Annotated in this window: 11 protein-coding genes; 1 reads left to right on the forward strand and 10 read right to left on the reverse strand. The window is 40.1% G+C overall.

Annotated features, from left to right (window positions below):
- Positions 1 to 18 precede the first annotated feature (18 nt).
- The 10 genes from G7B18_RS08935 to G7B18_RS08980 form a co-directional block, all read right to left on the reverse strand.
- Positions 19 to 1314 carry a bifunctional folylpolyglutamate synthase/dihydrofolate synthase gene (locus G7B18_RS08935; RefSeq protein WP_164109214.1) on the reverse strand — a complete coding sequence of 432 codons (1296 nt, stop codon included), beginning with the start codon at positions 1312 to 1314 and terminating at the stop codon, positions 19 to 21.
- Between the two features lie 9 nt (positions 1315 to 1323).
- Entirely contained in the window at positions 1324 to 2148 is an 825-nt protein-coding gene (locus tag G7B18_RS08940; RefSeq protein ID WP_164109216.1) for an energy transducer TonB, read from the reverse strand.
- 71 nt (positions 2149 to 2219) lie between these two features.
- Positions 2220 to 2627, reverse strand: coding sequence for an ExbD/TolR family protein (locus tag G7B18_RS08945; protein WP_164109218.1), 408 nt, complete (start codon positions 2625 to 2627; stop codon positions 2220 to 2222).
- A 10-nt stretch (positions 2628 to 2637) separates the two neighbouring features.
- A complete protein-coding gene (locus G7B18_RS08950) occupies positions 2638 to 3339 on the reverse strand; it encodes a MotA/TolQ/ExbB proton channel family protein (protein ID WP_164109220.1) in 702 nt (233 codons plus the stop codon).
- A gap of 37 nt (positions 3340 to 3376) precedes the next feature.
- Positions 3377 to 4507: a hypothetical protein gene (locus G7B18_RS08955; protein ID WP_164109222.1), complete on the reverse strand. Its 1131-nt coding sequence runs from the start codon at positions 4505 to 4507 to the stop codon at positions 3377 to 3379.
- 45 nt (positions 4508 to 4552) lie between these two features.
- Positions 4553 to 6271 carry a TonB-dependent receptor gene (locus tag G7B18_RS08960; protein ID WP_164109224.1) on the reverse strand — a complete coding sequence of 573 codons (1719 nt, stop codon included), beginning with the start codon at positions 6269 to 6271 and terminating at the stop codon, positions 4553 to 4555.
- 78 nt (positions 6272 to 6349) lie between these two features.
- Positions 6350 to 9379, reverse strand: coding sequence for a tetratricopeptide repeat protein (locus G7B18_RS08965; protein WP_164109226.1), 3030 nt, complete (start codon positions 9377 to 9379; stop codon positions 6350 to 6352).
- A 281-nt stretch (positions 9380 to 9660) separates the two neighbouring features.
- The gene (locus G7B18_RS08970) at positions 9661 to 10599 is read right to left on the reverse strand and encodes an aspartate carbamoyltransferase catalytic subunit (RefSeq protein ID WP_164109228.1); all 939 of its coding nucleotides are present in this window, start codon (positions 10597 to 10599) and stop codon (positions 9661 to 9663) included.
- Between the two features lie 88 nt (positions 10600 to 10687).
- Positions 10688 to 11233 carry a bifunctional pyr operon transcriptional regulator/uracil phosphoribosyltransferase PyrR gene (pyrR, locus tag G7B18_RS08975; protein ID WP_164109230.1) on the reverse strand — a complete coding sequence of 182 codons (546 nt, stop codon included), beginning with the start codon at positions 11231 to 11233 and terminating at the stop codon, positions 10688 to 10690.
- Positions 11234 to 11536: 303 nt separating this feature from the next.
- Complete coding sequence (locus G7B18_RS08980; protein WP_240452814.1) at positions 11537 to 14572, reverse strand: DUF2723 domain-containing protein; 3036 nt, start codon at positions 14570 to 14572, stop codon at positions 11537 to 11539.
- Between the two features lie 728 nt (positions 14573 to 15300).
- Here G7B18_RS08980 and G7B18_RS08985 point away from each other — a divergent pair.
- Positions 15301 to 16257, forward strand: a complete 957-nt coding sequence (locus tag G7B18_RS08985; protein ID WP_164109233.1) for a ribose-phosphate pyrophosphokinase — start codon at positions 15301 to 15303, stop codon at positions 16255 to 16257.
- Positions 16258 to 16392 lie beyond the last annotated feature (135 nt).

Raw genomic sequence — 16392 nt, forward strand, 5'->3', positions numbered from 1 at the left:
CTGATCACTCGTTACTCGTCACTGATTACTCGCAAGTACCTCAGCAACTACAAAATTAGAACCACCTACAAAAATTAAATCACCTTGGCGATAGGCGACTTTCGCTGTGTTCAAGGCATTTTCCACTGTACCACAGACATTACCTTTCAAACCGTAGGAAAGTGCTTTTTCGGCTAACTCTTCAGCAACCATAGCACGAGGCATATCTGGATTAGAAAAGTAATAATGAGCATCCTTGGGAAGGTATGGCAACATGTGATCCAAGTCCTTATCTTTCATCGCTCCGATAACAACATGCAGTTGCTCAAAATGTAGTTCTTCCAGATTTTTTATCACCTCCTTGATACCATCTTCATTATGTCCGGTATCACAAATGATTAAAGGTTCTGTAGATATGGTTTGCCAACGCCCTTGTAATCCTGTTCGACGTTGAACTCCTGCAAGCCCCAATCGTACTTGCTCTGTCGAAATGGTATAACCTAATTTTCGTAATTGCTCAACAACGCCAAGAACTCCTAAAACGTTTTTCAATTGATACGACCCCGTCAGATCCAATTCAAATTCTTCCGTAGAATCTGCTGAAACAATTTCCATTTTTTGATAAGTAGAGGTCTTTTCAATACACCGGGCTTTAATAAATTGATCCGCAAAAAACAAGTCTGCATTCAATTCAGCTGCCCGATTTATAAAAATTGGAGCTGTTATAGAGTTACTTTCAGAGATAACTACTGGCGTATTTGCTTTAATAATTCCGGCCTTCTCAACAGTAATCTCTTCCAGGCTATTGCCCAGGAGATTCATATGATCCATGCCGATATTAGTAATCAAGGCTACATCTGGATGAATAATGTTGGTGCTATCTAATCGCCCTCCCAATCCGACTTCAATAATGGCTACATCCACTTGTTCGCGCGCGAAGTAATCAAAAGCCATAGCCACTGTTGCTTCAAAAAAAGAGGGCTGCACCTCCTCAATCAATCCCTTCTGATTACTCACATGATCAACGACAAATTGTGCATCGATAAACTGCCCATTGACACGAATACGCTCTCTAAAATCAACCAAATGAGGTGAGGTATACAATCCCGTCTTATATCCCGCTGTAGCTAGAATAGAAGCCAGCATATGCGAAGAGGAGCCCTTACCATTGGTTCCTCCGACGTGAATAGTTTTGTAATTATTTTGCGGATTTCCTAATGCATCGCAGAGCGCTATAGTACGATCTAAGTCCTTTTTATAGGCCGAAGCCCCATCCCTTGTAAACATAGGCAATCGACTGTATAGATAGTCGATTGCCTCTGTATAAGTGTACATAAATGATTTTTATCTTAATTTGAAATTGAACTTGATAATACCAGTTTGGCTATCAGGTGCATTGGCGATCTGATTTAATCGGGCTCCTCTTACCGCTCGTTCACATTTTGACCAAAGTGCACCGTCCGAAATAGTAGTTCCTTTAGCTCCAGCACGTGCATAAGTAATCACTCCATTCTTATCTACCTTAAACTCCACCGCTACGATCCCGGCTTGTTGTCCATTATCATCAATTTTTGGTGCGACTGTGAATTTTCTATTGGCCAAAGAAATCATCGCATTACCAAATCCGGAACCACCCTCACCATAATTTGAAGCTAAAGGGTCACCCAACTCAGAACCCTGATTTCCAGGAGTAGACCCCGTCCCGTCCCCAGCACCTGTACCGTTATTTTTCTTTCCTTTATACAAGGCGTTTGTATTTACTGCAGGCGTACTTTTCTTCGTTTCTTTAGTAGTCTCCGCAGCCGGAGTTTTCACCGCCTTTTCTGCTTTTGCTACAGCAGGCGCATCTTCCATATCTTGTGTTGCCACAACCTTATCCGCTACCTGTTGGGTCGGTGTTGGTGTAGGTGTTTCTGTAGGGACGATCCGATCCGGTCTTACATCGTTTGCATTCTCATCCATGGATGGCTCCTCTACACTCATATAATCATCGCCCATTCCCTCATCAGATGTCCCATAGTTCACTATTATCCCCCCCATGCCAATTTCAGGAATTTCAGGTTGTCCAAATACGATAAAGAAGCTTATTACACCCAATATAGCCATTACTAGTGCCGAATATCCCAGCGCTTTTGGCATATTGTTCTCTTCCTTGAGATGATAATACATAGTACTTAATATTTTAAAAGCTTAGACTGCATTCATTATCAAATGTTTAATACAATCGATGCATTGCTTTATTAATCCTTTTTAGGTTCAGTCGCTAAAACCAGTTTTATCTTCAATCTATTTGCAACATCCATCACAGCGATTACATTCTGAATCGGCACCGTACTATCTGCATACAACATAATAGTCACCTCCTCTCCGGTATTGATCTGTGCCTGTAAAGTCTGTTCCAAAGCTTCATACGGAACGATTTGCTTATCGATATGATAAGCTAAATCACTGGTAATAGATACCGTGATCGTTTTCTTGGCAACAGACTGCTCTCCTGCGCTTGATTTCGGAAGCAATAATTTTACAACCTGCGGATTAGCCACGGCAGAAGCCAATAGAAAGAACAACATCAGGAAAAACATGATGTCATTCAGTGCCGCTGTATGCACTTCTGCTGTAGGTCTATTTCTTCTATTCCTTAAATTCATCTTTGAAAATTTAAACCCCAGGTTCGTCCAATAAATCGATAAATTCTACCGCTTCAGTTTCCATCTTTAAAATAAGACGTTCGACCATCATATTTAAAATATGATAACCGATATAGGCCAAAATACCAATCGTAAGACCAGAAGCCGATGCAATCATTTTGACGTACAAACCGCCAGAAACAGAACCGATATCTATGCCCCCTGCAATCTCTACATCACGAAAGATCTGAATAACTCCAAAAATAGTTCCAACGAAACCAAGCATCGGAGCAATACCTGCAATAATTCCTAAGATATTTATGTTCTTCTCCAAACGGGCTACTTCCAGTTTACCAGCATTCTCAATAGCACCTTCAATATCCTTAATGGGACGACCAACACGGGTTAATCCTTTTTGCAACATACGAGCCAAAGCTGAGTTGCTGGATCGGCACACCGCAATCGCTGAATCCAATTTACCGGAAAGCACATTGCTTTTAATCTGTGCCATCAGACTACCATCTGTCTTCGATGCATTTCGAATCGTAATATAGCGTTCGATAAAAATTACGAGTCCCAAGAAAAACAATAAAAGAATCGGGATCATAATCCAGCCCCCCTTCATCATCAGCTGAAGTAAATTCAGGTTTTCTTGTTGCGTAGCAAGTTGTACCGATTGTTGTTGTACTTGGTTTAATGTATCTACGGGTAGATTGCCTTGTAATAATGACATAGCGTTAAAAAAATATTTGTTTACAGGTTTATGTTCTCTATTTAATCACATCCGGCCAAGCGTCTGTCTTGATATGTTTCTTCACATATAGCAAAGCCGAATCTCTTTCTTCTTTGCTCGCATAAGTGTCCCACACGACCCGCTTCAAATTCTTAGCCAAGTTGGGAGTAATCACGCGAACGGATTTATGTCCATCTTTATTAAATGCTTCAGCTTCTTCATAAGCCTGTGCAAGTGTTCGGTGTGTACCGATCACGATAGTATATCTATGGTTGACAGGAGGAGAAGTGATTTCTTCGCTTTTCTCCTGATCAGGCTGTAAATCGGATGATGAAGCCACAGAATCTTGCGTAATCAAAGTCGAATCAACAGATAGATCTGCCACTAATGTGTCGGTCAACGTGCTGTCCAACGGTACCATAACTTGCTCCTCAGTCTCCACAACAGGACCTTGTTGCATATATGTACTGTAATAGTACAAGCCTCCTAACAATACTACAGCTATAATTCCGACTAAAGCATATACGTAAGCACTTGTTGATTTGCGTTCATTAGACGGCAACAAATCATTTTGTGCATCCGATTCTGTAAGGATATTCGTCTCTGCTTCAACAGAATCCGGCATATTTTCCAGCGCAACACCGGGCTCGGATTTAACTACATCATCCGAAATTTCCTCACTCAAAAGCTCACTTGTTTTCGAATCATCCGTTACTGCTGTTGCTGGTTGTGTCTCAACCGCTACATCCTCCTTGGCTATGGAGCTATCGTCAGCAGAGAAATTGTCCTCTACTGCGGTATAATTAAAACCTGAGAGATCGAGTGGTTTAAACACGTACGAATTGCCGTAACTGATCAATTGTCCGAGATTGTCAAGGCTAACCTGACCCGACTGATTCAATTTATCTAATACAGTAGCAACAGACTGTTCAACCAGTAATTCGGCTTCATGACGGTCAAGCTGATTGGCCTGTTGTACATAGGTTACGAAATCATAGCCATCGGTTGCAACACTATCGAACTCGATAAAAGTAATAGGAGGCAAAAAGACATGCCGTTTAGCATCAAAAGTAGCCGGTGTGTGCACACGCTTAAACACCCCCAATCTATTCACATAGACGGACGTCTGTCGCTTAAGTAATGTATGTATTTGCCTTCCTAAATTCATCTTTTTCTAGAGCACCGTGAGGTGCAAAGTTATAATCTATTTTTATTAAAATGAAAAATTAACGCCACCGATCACATTAAATCCCAACTTAGGATAGTACATGTACCTTTGATACTCTTTGTTCAGAATATTATTGGCTTTTACAAAAATCCCTAAATTGGACAATGCCTTATACTCCGCACCAGCACTCAAATCAAAAAACTCAGGAACAGTTTCTTTTTTATAAGGCGACACAGCTAAACCATTAGCATCATATTCATAAGTCTTCGCATAAGACATTCCGTGAAATAAAGCCTCTGCATCGATATACAGCTTTTCAGAGATATTAAAGCGAGCATTAGCTGCCAAACGAAGTTTTGGTGTAAACCAAGCTTCCTCTTCATTAGCCATCGTATAATTTTCAATATTCAATCTACCGCCTAAATTGACCAATTCAGACAAGCGTACATTAATCTCTCCCTCAACGCCAAGATACTTCACTTTGTCATCGCCGTTACCATCATAAACCAAATCAAATTGGAATGGACGCTCTTGATTGTTCACAAAAAGCGGCATACCTTCCAACGACTTGTACATAACTTTCGCTTTGTAGCCAAATGTTGCACCGGCATTTCCCTTGATACCCCCAAAGAAATTCAGACGCTCAACCATATTCTGATAAGCTAAGTCTGGCCCCAAGTAAGGGTTTGTTTGGGAGAAAGTCTTAAATGAAGCCTTTTGTACGCCACCATTTATACCTCCAAAAAGGTGAATATATCCCGGTACAAGAGAAAAATCGACTTCTGCAGATGGAAACACATTAAAACGTGTACTATCCCCAAATTCAGAAACAATATTGGCCCCTAGTGTCAACGTATAGTTTGTTCCTTTCAGACTGATGTAAGGATTAATATTCGCAAGAGAATTCTTAAACTTCGTATCCTTCGCTACATTTGAGCTTCCTCCTATCGAGTTTACATCCACGGCCATATTAGCACCTATATTAAAAGTCCTCAACCGTTTATTCAGATATCCGGACAATGCTACAGAATTCTCGATGGCCTCAAATTTATCTTTATACGTATAGGCATCTACCTTAGCCGAATAAGAAAGTGCTTCTTCATTATTTGGATCAAAATTACTGGTCAACTCGCCCGTAAAATAAATATCATTAAAACGTTGCGCTTCCCGCGAAGGGTTCAGCGTCAAACCATTTACGTCAACCGGGATTCCGTAAAAACGGGTACCATATCTATTATACCCCAAAACTCCATCTACGGTAAAAGCCGATAAAACACGACGGCCAAAAACGCCGACCTCCTGTCTGGAGAATTTCTGATCATCCAACGAGCCCTTTTGGTTAAGATGCTTGACAAATCCACCAAAGCGCATATCCTGGTAATCTTCCACTGCGATGTACGCCTCTCCTAATATCGTACCTAGATTACCAACACCCAATTTCACATAATTACTCGTAATATCCTGTGTCTTCGTAAAAGGCAGTTGCTGTACATTAAGCTCTTTAAGTCCGGTATTGATATCCAACTTTTTATCAGGCACACTCCCGTAACTCAATTTGGGCATATAACTACGCTTATTACTCATATCAGGACTACGGCGTATTTTTACCGCGTCCGCAAGAATAGGCTTATAATCACGTACGACATCAAAAGAATCTATCGTTACTGGCTTAGTTGGATCTTGCTGAGCATAGCCTTGATATCCGGCCCCCAATAGCAATGCAACTATTGCGTAATTTTTAAAAACTGTTTTATGCAACTTCATCTAATTATACTTCTTTATGGCCGATGAGAGCTCGTCCGACCGCATCGGACTCGGTTTCATCTTATTTCCTATTTCTTCTTATTTAAGCTTTTGTAAACGTTCTTTGGCAGCTTTCAAGATGCCATCTTCTTTATTCTCGTAATTATCAATCACACTCTCTAAAGTAGCTTTAGCTTGAAACTTATCACCCTTTCCAACGTAAGCATCTGCCATCAGGATAAACCCTTTTGCGACCCAGTAATCATACGACGAAAATGTGTTAGAAATATCAAAAGCTGATTCAATAGCTTTATCATACTGCTTTGCCTTTACTTGTTGCTCGGTCACTAAATAGCGCGCCTCTGCGCCCGTCTCCGTCTTCGACTTCAAGGCCGCCAAATTCAACTCCTTAGTAGCATCTGCCCATTTCGTCGTCGCTAGATAGGCCTTTGCAGCATACAGATGTGCCAAAGCAATATCCTCTTCCGAAGACTTCTCATATCCTTTCAACAAGTTTGCATAATTCAACGTCTCGATATAGTCACCTATATTAAAATAGCTCACCAATAAATTTTTAATGGCAAAACCGTAGTTCTCTTTATATTCCGACGTTAATTCCAGTTTCTTCAAGACCTGTACAGCCTCATTATAAGCTTTATTACGGAGATGCAGCTTAGAAACACTGAGCAAAGTTTTCTCTGTATAAGCAGAAGTCCAATCATTCATAATAATATTGAAATCATGTAATGCCTCTTTATCCTTTCCTAGATTAGCATAACTTTCGCCACGGATAAAACGAGCAAACTTCTCTTGGATAGGTTTAGGAAATTTGTCAAAGTAAGCGTTTGTTGCTTCGACAGCTCCCTGCCAATTTTGTCTATCAAAGAGGTTTTTTGCTACAGCGAAAGTATGTGCATCCTGTTCAGAGGTAGATAAATTCCCTATGTTTGTCGATGTAGCATACTTAATATATCCAGTAGCATCATTTTTGTCCAAATAGATGTTTTCAATCGAACGTATAGCCTGTTTTGCTTCGTCGGTTGTAGCATATTGATTCACAACACGCTGGAAAGTAGCCAATGCGGCGTCATTATTGTCCTGATTATATTGCACCAGTCCGATAGTCAATAGCGCACGTGGCACATACGAACTACGCGGGTATTTTTCTACCATAGACTGTAATCCCGAAATAGCCTTATCATACTGGCCCATTAAGAAATAGGTATATGGCACTTCAAAAGCAACATCATCCGCATAGTTCGATTTGGGGAACTTCGCAATAACAGAATTTAATGTGGCTAGCTTCGCATCACTATTACCTTGAAGTCCTTGGATAATCCCGCGCTGGAACAGCGCATAATCCTGACTCTGCGCATTCGAACTTATTAGGCGATCGTAATAAGACATAGCCTTAGCATAATTTTTGGTCGCAAAATAAGAATCCGCCAGACGGGCGATTGCATCATTACGGGTATTTAGCTCAATTCCATCCTTCCCTCCACCTGCTAAGAAGCGCTCAAAATAATTGGCAGAAGTATTAAAATTATCGTTCCGGAATGCCGCATAAGCTAATGCATAATTTGCGTAATGATAAACATCCGTATTGCGTGCAGCAGGAAGCTGCAAAAACTTATTAAAACTTGCTACAGCCTCTTTATATTTACGCACTTCGTACATAGCTTCCGATTTCCAGTAGTTGGACAAAGCATAGATGTCTTCGTCATAACGATTCGCTTCAGAACGCATAAACATGGAGATCGCATTTTCAAATGCACGCTCATTGTAAAACTCCAAACCACGGTAATATGTTACTTTCTGATACGCACTCTTTGTCTCTTTGGAGGTACGATCGATAGACTCCAGAACGTCAACTGCCGCACGATAACTCTTCGTACTCAAAAGAATTTCTGCTAACAATGTATTCGCTTCCTCTTTGCGCTTCGTTTGCTTATAGGTATCCAGGTACTCCTGTATCGCATCCAAGGCCACTTGATGAAAGTCCAGTTCATAGGAGAGCTTCGCATAATTAAACAATCCCTCCTCCTTCAATTGCGGGTCAAAATCCAATTTAGAGGCTCTAAAAAAAGCATTACGAGCACTCTGCTTATTATCGGTTTTTAGGAAAGCATCACCCAAAGTCACCATAGCACTTTGGTAATATGCATCCGGTTCAGTCAGCTTCTCCAACTCCGAAATTGCTTTTGGATAATCCTTCAATTTGTAAGCAATATATCCGATTTGATAGCTATCTTGATTATTTTGTGTCTTCCCTTGATCCTGAGCCTGAAACTTATCGTAAAACTCTTTAGATTTTGCTAAATCACCTTTTATAAAGTAGGTAGCTCCGATTACCCTGAACATTTCAGTTTCGTGCTCCTGTTTGGTCGTCTGCAAGATTGGCAATGCATAGCTCAATACATCGTCATAGCGCTTATCCAGGAAATACAATGCCGTAATATAATAAGGGTAGCTATTCGCAAAGGTCTTCGAGCCATTCAAACGCTCGAACTCATTCAGCGCAGTCTTATATTCTGCGTCCAAATAGCACAAATAGGCATAATAATAAATTGATGCTTCTTGAAACTGGCTACGTTCATCCTTAAGCTTCTCAAACAACGGCTTTGCCGACTTATAGTCGTTGGTCATGAAACGGGCATATCCCAATTTAAACCGATATTCCGTATTTTCCGCTCCAGCCAAATTTTTGGAATCAATTTTTGTAAACCACTCAATCGCCTTTATGTAATCCCTTTTGGCGTAATACGAACGTCCAATCTGAAAAAAAGCAGCTTTAGAATTTGCACTGGAAGGGTAGTCCTTGATATATTTTAAAAACTGTACCTCTGCGTCAGAATCTCCCAATTCTAAAGCACATACTGCCTGGTAAAAACGTACGCCTTCTTTTATTAGTGTCAACTCTTCGGTTTCATCCAATTGAAGGGTAGATTTGGTACGCAACTGCTCGACTTTATCAAATTGCTTCGTCGCAGAGCTATATTTACCTCTCTCAAACAATTCCAATCCCGTCTTATAAGCCTTATTAATGTCCTGCCAAGCCGTTTGCTGACCAAATGTAGGCAAAGTCATTAAGCTCAATGCGACCCCTAATCCGTAAATCTTTTTGTACATATCGGTGCTTAAATCTTTATGTGTGTTATAAAATTCAAAATAGTCTGATTCTACCACTTATTATGCCAGAATCCGCTTTTAAGTTGATACTTTTTATTCAGTATACTAAATTAAGGCATCAATATCAAGTTTTGCCCAAAAGTTGTTAACACCTGTTAATAACTCTCACGGGACGTCGCTACTCGCCTATAGCACACAACGCGTCATCCAACAGGAAAGGTAAAAATAAAGCCATCAATATTTTGATGGCTTATCAATATTTAACAAAGGTTTAACAACCTTTACCCTCTTTTTCCTGCCAATAGATAAAGCACTGCCATACGTACAGCGACACCATTTTCGACCTGGTCTAATATAATCGAATGTTTACTATCCGCAACATCCGATGTAATTTCCACCCCCCTGTTAATAGGCCCAGGATGCATAATGGTTATTTCTTTATTTAAAGAATCTAGTATTTCTTTGTTCAAACCATACAGCATAGAATACTCGCGCAAGGAAGGGAAATAAGCTATATCTTGTCGCTCTAACTGAATACGCAACATATTAGCTACATCACACCAGTTAAGTGCCTTCATTAAATCATGCTCTACACGCACCCCCAATGAAGTAATATATTTAGGAATCAAAGTAGTGGGGCCACAGACCATCACCTCAGCCCCTTGCTTTTGAAGACATAGAATATTAGATAGCGCTACACGCGAGTGTAGAATATCACCGATGATAGCAACTTTACGGCCAGCCACATCTCCGTAACGCTCCCTTATAGAAAAGGAGTCTAATAAAGCTTGCGTAGGGTGCTCATGAGCCCCATCTCCGGCATTAACGATCTGTGCATCGACATGTCTACTCAGAAAAACACCAGCCCCTGCATAAGGATGCCGCATCACGATCATGTCAACTTTCATCGCCAAAATATTATTGACCGTATCGATCAACGTCTCTCCCTTACTGACAGATGAAGACGATGCAGCAAAATTGATCGTATCTGCAGACAAGCGCTTCTCCGCTAACTCAAATGATAAACGCGTTCGTGTCGAGTTTTCAAAAAAAACATTCGCAATAGTGATATCACGCAAAGAGGGTACTTTTTTTATAGGTCTATTCAATACATCCTTAAAATTAGCTGCTGTATCTAAGATAAGTTGAATATCACTTTCAGTCAGGCCCTTGATACCAAGTAGATGTCGTGTACTTAACTGTTCTGCTGTTGTTGACATTTTTTCAAAGTAAAAATTAAAAAACCGAGCCCGCGAGCTCATCAAAGATAATTAAAAATAAAAACGCACTAACAATGCTAGTTCGTTCTTATTTTTTCTCCGTAATTAACACTATACTATCCTCTTTATCCACTTCTTCCCAACTCACGATTACCTTTTGAGAATCAATAGAATCCACTTGAATTCCAATATAATCGGGTTGAATTGGAATTTGTCTTGAAAACCGACGATCGACAAGCACCAATAACTCAATGACCTCTGACCGTCCAAAAGCTTGAATAGCATCCATCGCCGACCGGATAGTACGCCCTGTCCATAAAACATCATCGATAAAAATGATATTTTTACCTTCAACAATAAAATCGATCTGCGTACTATTTGCCAAAAGTGGTGTGGCACCTTTCATCCGAAAATCATCTCTGAAAAAAGTGATATCTAAGATTCCAGTATCGACATCCCTTCCTATCATTTCTTTCAACTCTTTAGCAATTCTATTGGCCAGATAAGTACCCCTAGGTTGGATTCCTATTAAAGCTGCATTACTAAAATCACCATGATTTTCAATCAATTGCTGACACAATCTCTTGATTGTTATTTGAAACTTGGGACCGTCTAATAAAATAGATTGTTTCATCTGTAATAACTTGTCTTTTAAAGGTCATATGGAATATCCACATTATTTTCCTTCTTGCCTGTGCCGCTTTTGATAAATGGATATTTCATTACGGGAATATTTAGCCAAAAATAGGCTTTTTTTTCGTTCATATGTGTATAATTTTGTTTTTTATCTGTCATCCGACAGCTGGCGGACTGATGATTGTTTGTGCTTCGCTAAATAGGTGTATTTTATATAATACATTTTGAAAGTAAAAAACCATAAAAACAAGAACAGCCACTTAAAATATAGTGGCTGTCCTGTTTTTTATAAGATTAAATATTATTTTTCACCAAAGAAGTAACCGAACTCTTTTAGCAGTCCATCCACGGACTTTTGAACATCAGCATCTTTACTCTCGTCTGCTATCATTTTATAGCGCTGAAGCCCCATTAAACCTAAACGCACATTTCGTTCTGATCCCAAATTCGTCAACAATTTATTCGAAGTATAATAGCGCATGTTATCTCCTATAAAAGCTAAATGTCGTAATGCAACTTCTTTTGCTTTGGCCGACTCCCCTGTCTTATACATAGCATCTACCAACAGCACATAACTCATTGGCTCACTCATCTGATAGGTTTTCTTAGGCATATTGTCGTATGCATTTAACACCACTTTACGAGCTTCTTCCTTCTTACCTTCGTGCAATAAATTCTGAGCTGTCTCACCAAAGATTGAACTGACATACAAACTGATATAACGGTAAGAATCGGGGTCTAGATAAGACGACTTTCCTATATTCCCCCACTTATATTTATTCATGATGTTGCTGTACAGACCATCGACATCTGTCACCGGAGCAAAACCCTCCTCCGAAGCACTATCCGCCATACTAACAGGCATCAAGCGCATCGAGAACCCTTCGGAAACCAAATATTTATCCAGACCGATATAATTGACCTCAGGCGTAGTAGAAGTAAAGTAAATAGGACGCTTCCAATTATTATTCGCCAGTATAGCCATTAAAGACAACTCTGCACGACTCACATAGTTCATGGAATAAGTCCATTGCATCGTATCTACAATCGCATCTTCCCAACCCTTTGGCACTACTTTATTAGCCAGCACTGCATTTTTATCAACAGTGAGTTTCATATTTTTGGTTGGCAACAGATTCACCCAGTCACCACTCTGCAATTGCACCTTATTCTGTGCGTTATCAGACAACATGATATCCAGCAAATTCTTCACTTCAATATGTCCCGGAATCTGAAAATCCTGATAGTAAATAACGTCACGTACGCCGTCCTTAAATTTCTCCGGGTCAATATTAATAGGGAGTGCATCTGCGTCATTTACCTTTTCCAACATCTGACGCATATACCAGTCGGAAGACAAAAGACTGAGGTTAACAACCCGCACGTCCGTCCTGAATCCCTCAACCTCCTGTACATACCACAGTGGATAGGTATCATTGTCTCCATAACTGAATAAAATGGCGTTAGGAGCACAAGATTCCAAATAATTCTTCGCCATATCTCTGGCCAAAAACTTATGTGACCGATCGTGATCATCCCAGTTTTGAGACGCTAATAACACCGGCGCTGCAAATAGACCGACCACAGAAGCAACTATTCCAGCAGTTTTGGCAGATACTTTTTTACTCAAGAAATCTGCAAGCGCAAGAACTCCAAGTCCAATCCAAATTGAAAACGCATAAAAAGAGCCCGCATAGGCATAATCACGCTCTCTAGGCTGTAACGGGGTTTGGTTTAAGTATAATACAATCGCTAACCCCGTAAAGAAAAACAATAACATCACGACACCCGCATCCCGTTGATTCTTTCCAAAATGCCAATATGCGCCGATCAAGCCCAACAGCAACGGCAAAAAGAAATAGGTATTGCGCGACGGATTCTCTTTTTCCGAATCAGGCAAATCATACTGCCCTCCCACAAACACGTTATCGATAGGTTTAATTCCAGAAATCCAATTACCTTCCAAAACAGAACCATGCCCTTGCACATCATTCTGCCTACCGACAAAGTTCCACATAAAGTAACGGCCATACATATGTCCGATCTGATACCCAAAAAAGAACTTTAAATTATCAGCAAAGGTAGGCTGCTCATCAGGTCCCAGCCCGAGGTACTGTCTATAAAATGTTGGATGATCACTCTTTTCACTATAAATACGTGGAAACAGAGTTTCTCTATCGTATTTATAATCCGTCTTCTTTTTCGCGACTACATATTTATCCTTATCCTTACGGTATATCTGACCCGATTCGAATATATCAATAGGCTTTGCATCAAAAAAACGTCCTTTAAATAAGGGCTCATCACCATATTGCTCACGGTTCAAATAACTCAAGAAACTAAATGCATTATCAGGATCAGAGTTGTTCAACGTAGGATTCGCTTTTGCACGAATCAATATCATCGTAAAAGAACTGTAGCCGAAAATCACAAAGCCCAATGAGATCAATGCGATATTAAGAATAGGCTTTACCTTTTTGATAGAATACCAGATTCCGTACACCATACCCCCAGCGATCAGCAGTACAAAGGCAGTGACCCCAGTACCAAAGCCCATTCCTAGTGTATTTACAAAGAACAAATCCGTGAAAGCAGCAAATTTAATCAAGTACTGTATCACTCCCCACAATATCAAAGCCAACACAATGACACCAATCAAAAGCGATTTTATAACCCCCTTAGTCGTAATTTCCTTACTTCTTCTGAAATAAACCACCAATGCAATTGCTGGAATAACCAATAAATTCAGCAAGTGAACGCCGATAGAAAGCCCCATTACATAGGCAATAAGGACCAACCATCTATCTGCGCCAGCCTCATCCGCTCTGACTTCCCATTTCAATATAGCCCAGAATACAATCGCTGTACATAGTGAAGACATCGCATACACCTCAGATTCTACCGCAGAGAACCAGAATGTATCGGTAAAAGCATAGGCCAAAGCACCGACAAGACCTGCTCCCATTATACGTAAGACATCATTCTCCGCCAAAGGAACTGTAATATCTGCTTTACCAAGGATCAACTTGCGACCTAACGCAGTAATAGACCAAAACAAGAATAAAATCGTCAAACCTGAAGAAACAGCCGAACCAATATTCATCCAATAGGCAATCTGTGTTTTATCTCCCATAGCTAAGTTTGAAAACACATTCTGCACCATCAAAAACAAAGGCGCCCCAGGCTGGTGCACGATCTGCATCTTATATGCCGACGCGATAAACTCACCACAATCCCACCAACTCGTGGTACGCTCAGCGGTGATAACATACACCAATGTAGCGACAATGGCACAAAACCATCCTAAAAGATTATTAATCTTGTTATAATTCATCATACTATAAATTGCTTTTCAAAAGACTTTCGGGTTTTAATTGAACAGAAACAACTTTAAGTCGTATGAGGTCAAACCCTAAACTTCGCTTCGAAAATAAGGATTACATCGTTACAAAAGAATAACAAATTAATATTTAACAAAGATTATCCTTAAAAACTTTCATGATCTGCCGGGTTGCGGATCATCACCAGAGATGAACCGATCCCGATGTTATCCGGAAAGCTCTCGAATGCCATTAGTAAAGAATAACTCCATGAAAAAAGTTTTTGATGTCCATTGAACGTCCCGAAGTAAGCATATTGACATCATAAAGAGTTAAAACGAATCAACAATACGGAAACTTTCTAAAAAAAAAGAAGCTTTTTAGAAAAGCTCAAATAAAGACAAAAAATATAACTCTGAAAATCAAGCTAAAACAAAATTAATGAAAATAAGTTTTGCACTTATAAAAAACAGGTGTATATTTGCATCATCAAACACGGAAACAACGACACAAAATGCTTGATAAATGAATGATTGTCCGATAGTATAAGGGTAGTACGACAGTTTTTGGTACTGTTTGTCTTGGTTCGAATCCAGGTCGGACAACAAAAGAGAGTTACAGATTGTAACTCTCTTTTTTTTATACATTATCTACAAGGCAATCGAAGCGCTATCTTTAGCTTTTTATTTCAATATCATTTCTCTAACTTTGCCCAAACATTTTAAATACATAATATATTTAAACCATGCCTTCGCAATTCAATACGGTTAAATTATTTGCCGGTTCTGGCACACAAGAACTTGCTGAAAAGATCTCTTCCGCATATGGAAAACCTCTAGGAGACAAAACACTCGCCAAATTCAGTGACGGAGAGATTCAACCCTTCTACAACGAGTCTGTGCGCGGAGCCGACTTATTCTTGATTCAGTCCACCAGCCAACCCACAGACAATCTTTTTGAATTATTATTGATGATTGATGCAGCAAAGCGCGCTTCTGCACACTACATCACAGCCGTGGTCCCTTACTTCGGTTATGCACGTCAAGACCGTAAGGACAAACCCCGTGTAGCTATAGGCGCTAAGATGATTGCCAATCTTATCACAGCAGCCGGAGCCCACCGCATTATGACAATGGATCTTCACGCCGCTCAGATACAAGGTTTTTTTGACATTCCAGTAGACCACCTAGATGGATCTGTGATTTTTGTCCCTTACATCAAGTCGCTGAACCTACCCAATCTAACAATCGCTTCGCCAGACATGGGTGGCTCTTACCGCGCACGTACTTTCGCTAAGTTTTTTAATGCAGAAGTAATCATCTGCGACAAGCGACGCAAACGTGCCAATGAAATTGAATCGATGTCAATCATCGGTGATGTTACAGGGCAAGATGTTGTACTGATGGATGACATATGCGACACTGCAGGAACGCTTTCAAAGGCAGCCGCCTTAATTATGGAAAATGGAGCAAACTCCGTTAGAGCGGTATGTACACACGCGGTATTATCAGGCAAGGCATACGAAACTATTGAAAACTCGGTATTAACAGAGATGATTGTTACCGACACCATACAGTTGGATCCCGAAAGATCAAAAGTCTGTTCAAAGATAAAAGTCCTATCTACGGCAGAACTATTTGCCAAAGCTATTAAAAATGTAAATGAACACGCTTCTATTGCAGAACTTTTCGTCGTCGAATAATAGCAATACACCTTATTTTAGAATCCAAGAAGGCCATCTGCAAATTTACAGATGGCCTTTTTCACATATAGTTAGTGCGTTAATAAGGCTTTCAAACTAAAAGTTTACAAAAAACATACCATAATGTGAGATCGA

This window comes from Sphingobacterium sp. xlx-130 (genome assembly GCF_011007405.1).
GTDB classification, from domain to species: Bacteria; Bacteroidota; Bacteroidia; order Sphingobacteriales; family Sphingobacteriaceae; genus Sphingobacterium; species Sphingobacterium luzhongxinii.

Coding starts and splice junctions, on each gene's coding strand:
- G7B18_RS08980 (WP_240452814.1), bottom strand. CDS start 14,572: ATGATGAATTATAACAAGATTAATAATCTTTTAGGATGGTTTTGTGCC.
- G7B18_RS08950 (WP_164109220.1), bottom strand. CDS start 3,339: ATGTCATTATTACAAGGCAATCTACCCGTAGATACATTAAACCAAGTA.
- G7B18_RS08935 (WP_164109214.1), bottom strand. CDS start 1,314: ATGTACACTTATACAGAGGCAATCGACTATCTATACAGTCGATTGCCT.
- G7B18_RS08985 (WP_164109233.1), top strand. CDS start 15,301: ATGCCTTCGCAATTCAATACGGTTAAATTATTTGCCGGTTCTGGCACA.
- G7B18_RS08945 (WP_164109218.1), bottom strand. CDS start 2,627: ATGAATTTAAGGAATAGAAGAAATAGACCTACAGCAGAAGTGCATACA.
- G7B18_RS08960 (WP_164109224.1), bottom strand. CDS start 6,271: ATGAAGTTGCATAAAACAGTTTTTAAAAATTACGCAATAGTTGCATTG.
- G7B18_RS08970 (WP_164109228.1), bottom strand. CDS start 10,599: ATGTCAACAACAGCAGAACAGTTAAGTACACGACATCTACTTGGTATC.
- G7B18_RS08955 (WP_164109222.1), bottom strand. CDS start 4,507: ATGAATTTAGGAAGGCAAATACATACATTACTTAAGCGACAGACGTCC.
- G7B18_RS08965 (WP_164109226.1), bottom strand. CDS start 9,379: ATGTACAAAAAGATTTACGGATTAGGGGTCGCATTGAGCTTAATGACT.
- pyrR (WP_164109230.1), bottom strand. CDS start 11,233: ATGAAACAATCTATTTTATTAGACGGTCCCAAGTTTCAAATAACAATC.
- G7B18_RS08940 (WP_164109216.1), bottom strand. CDS start 2,148: ATGTATTATCATCTCAAGGAAGAGAACAATATGCCAAAAGCGCTGGGA.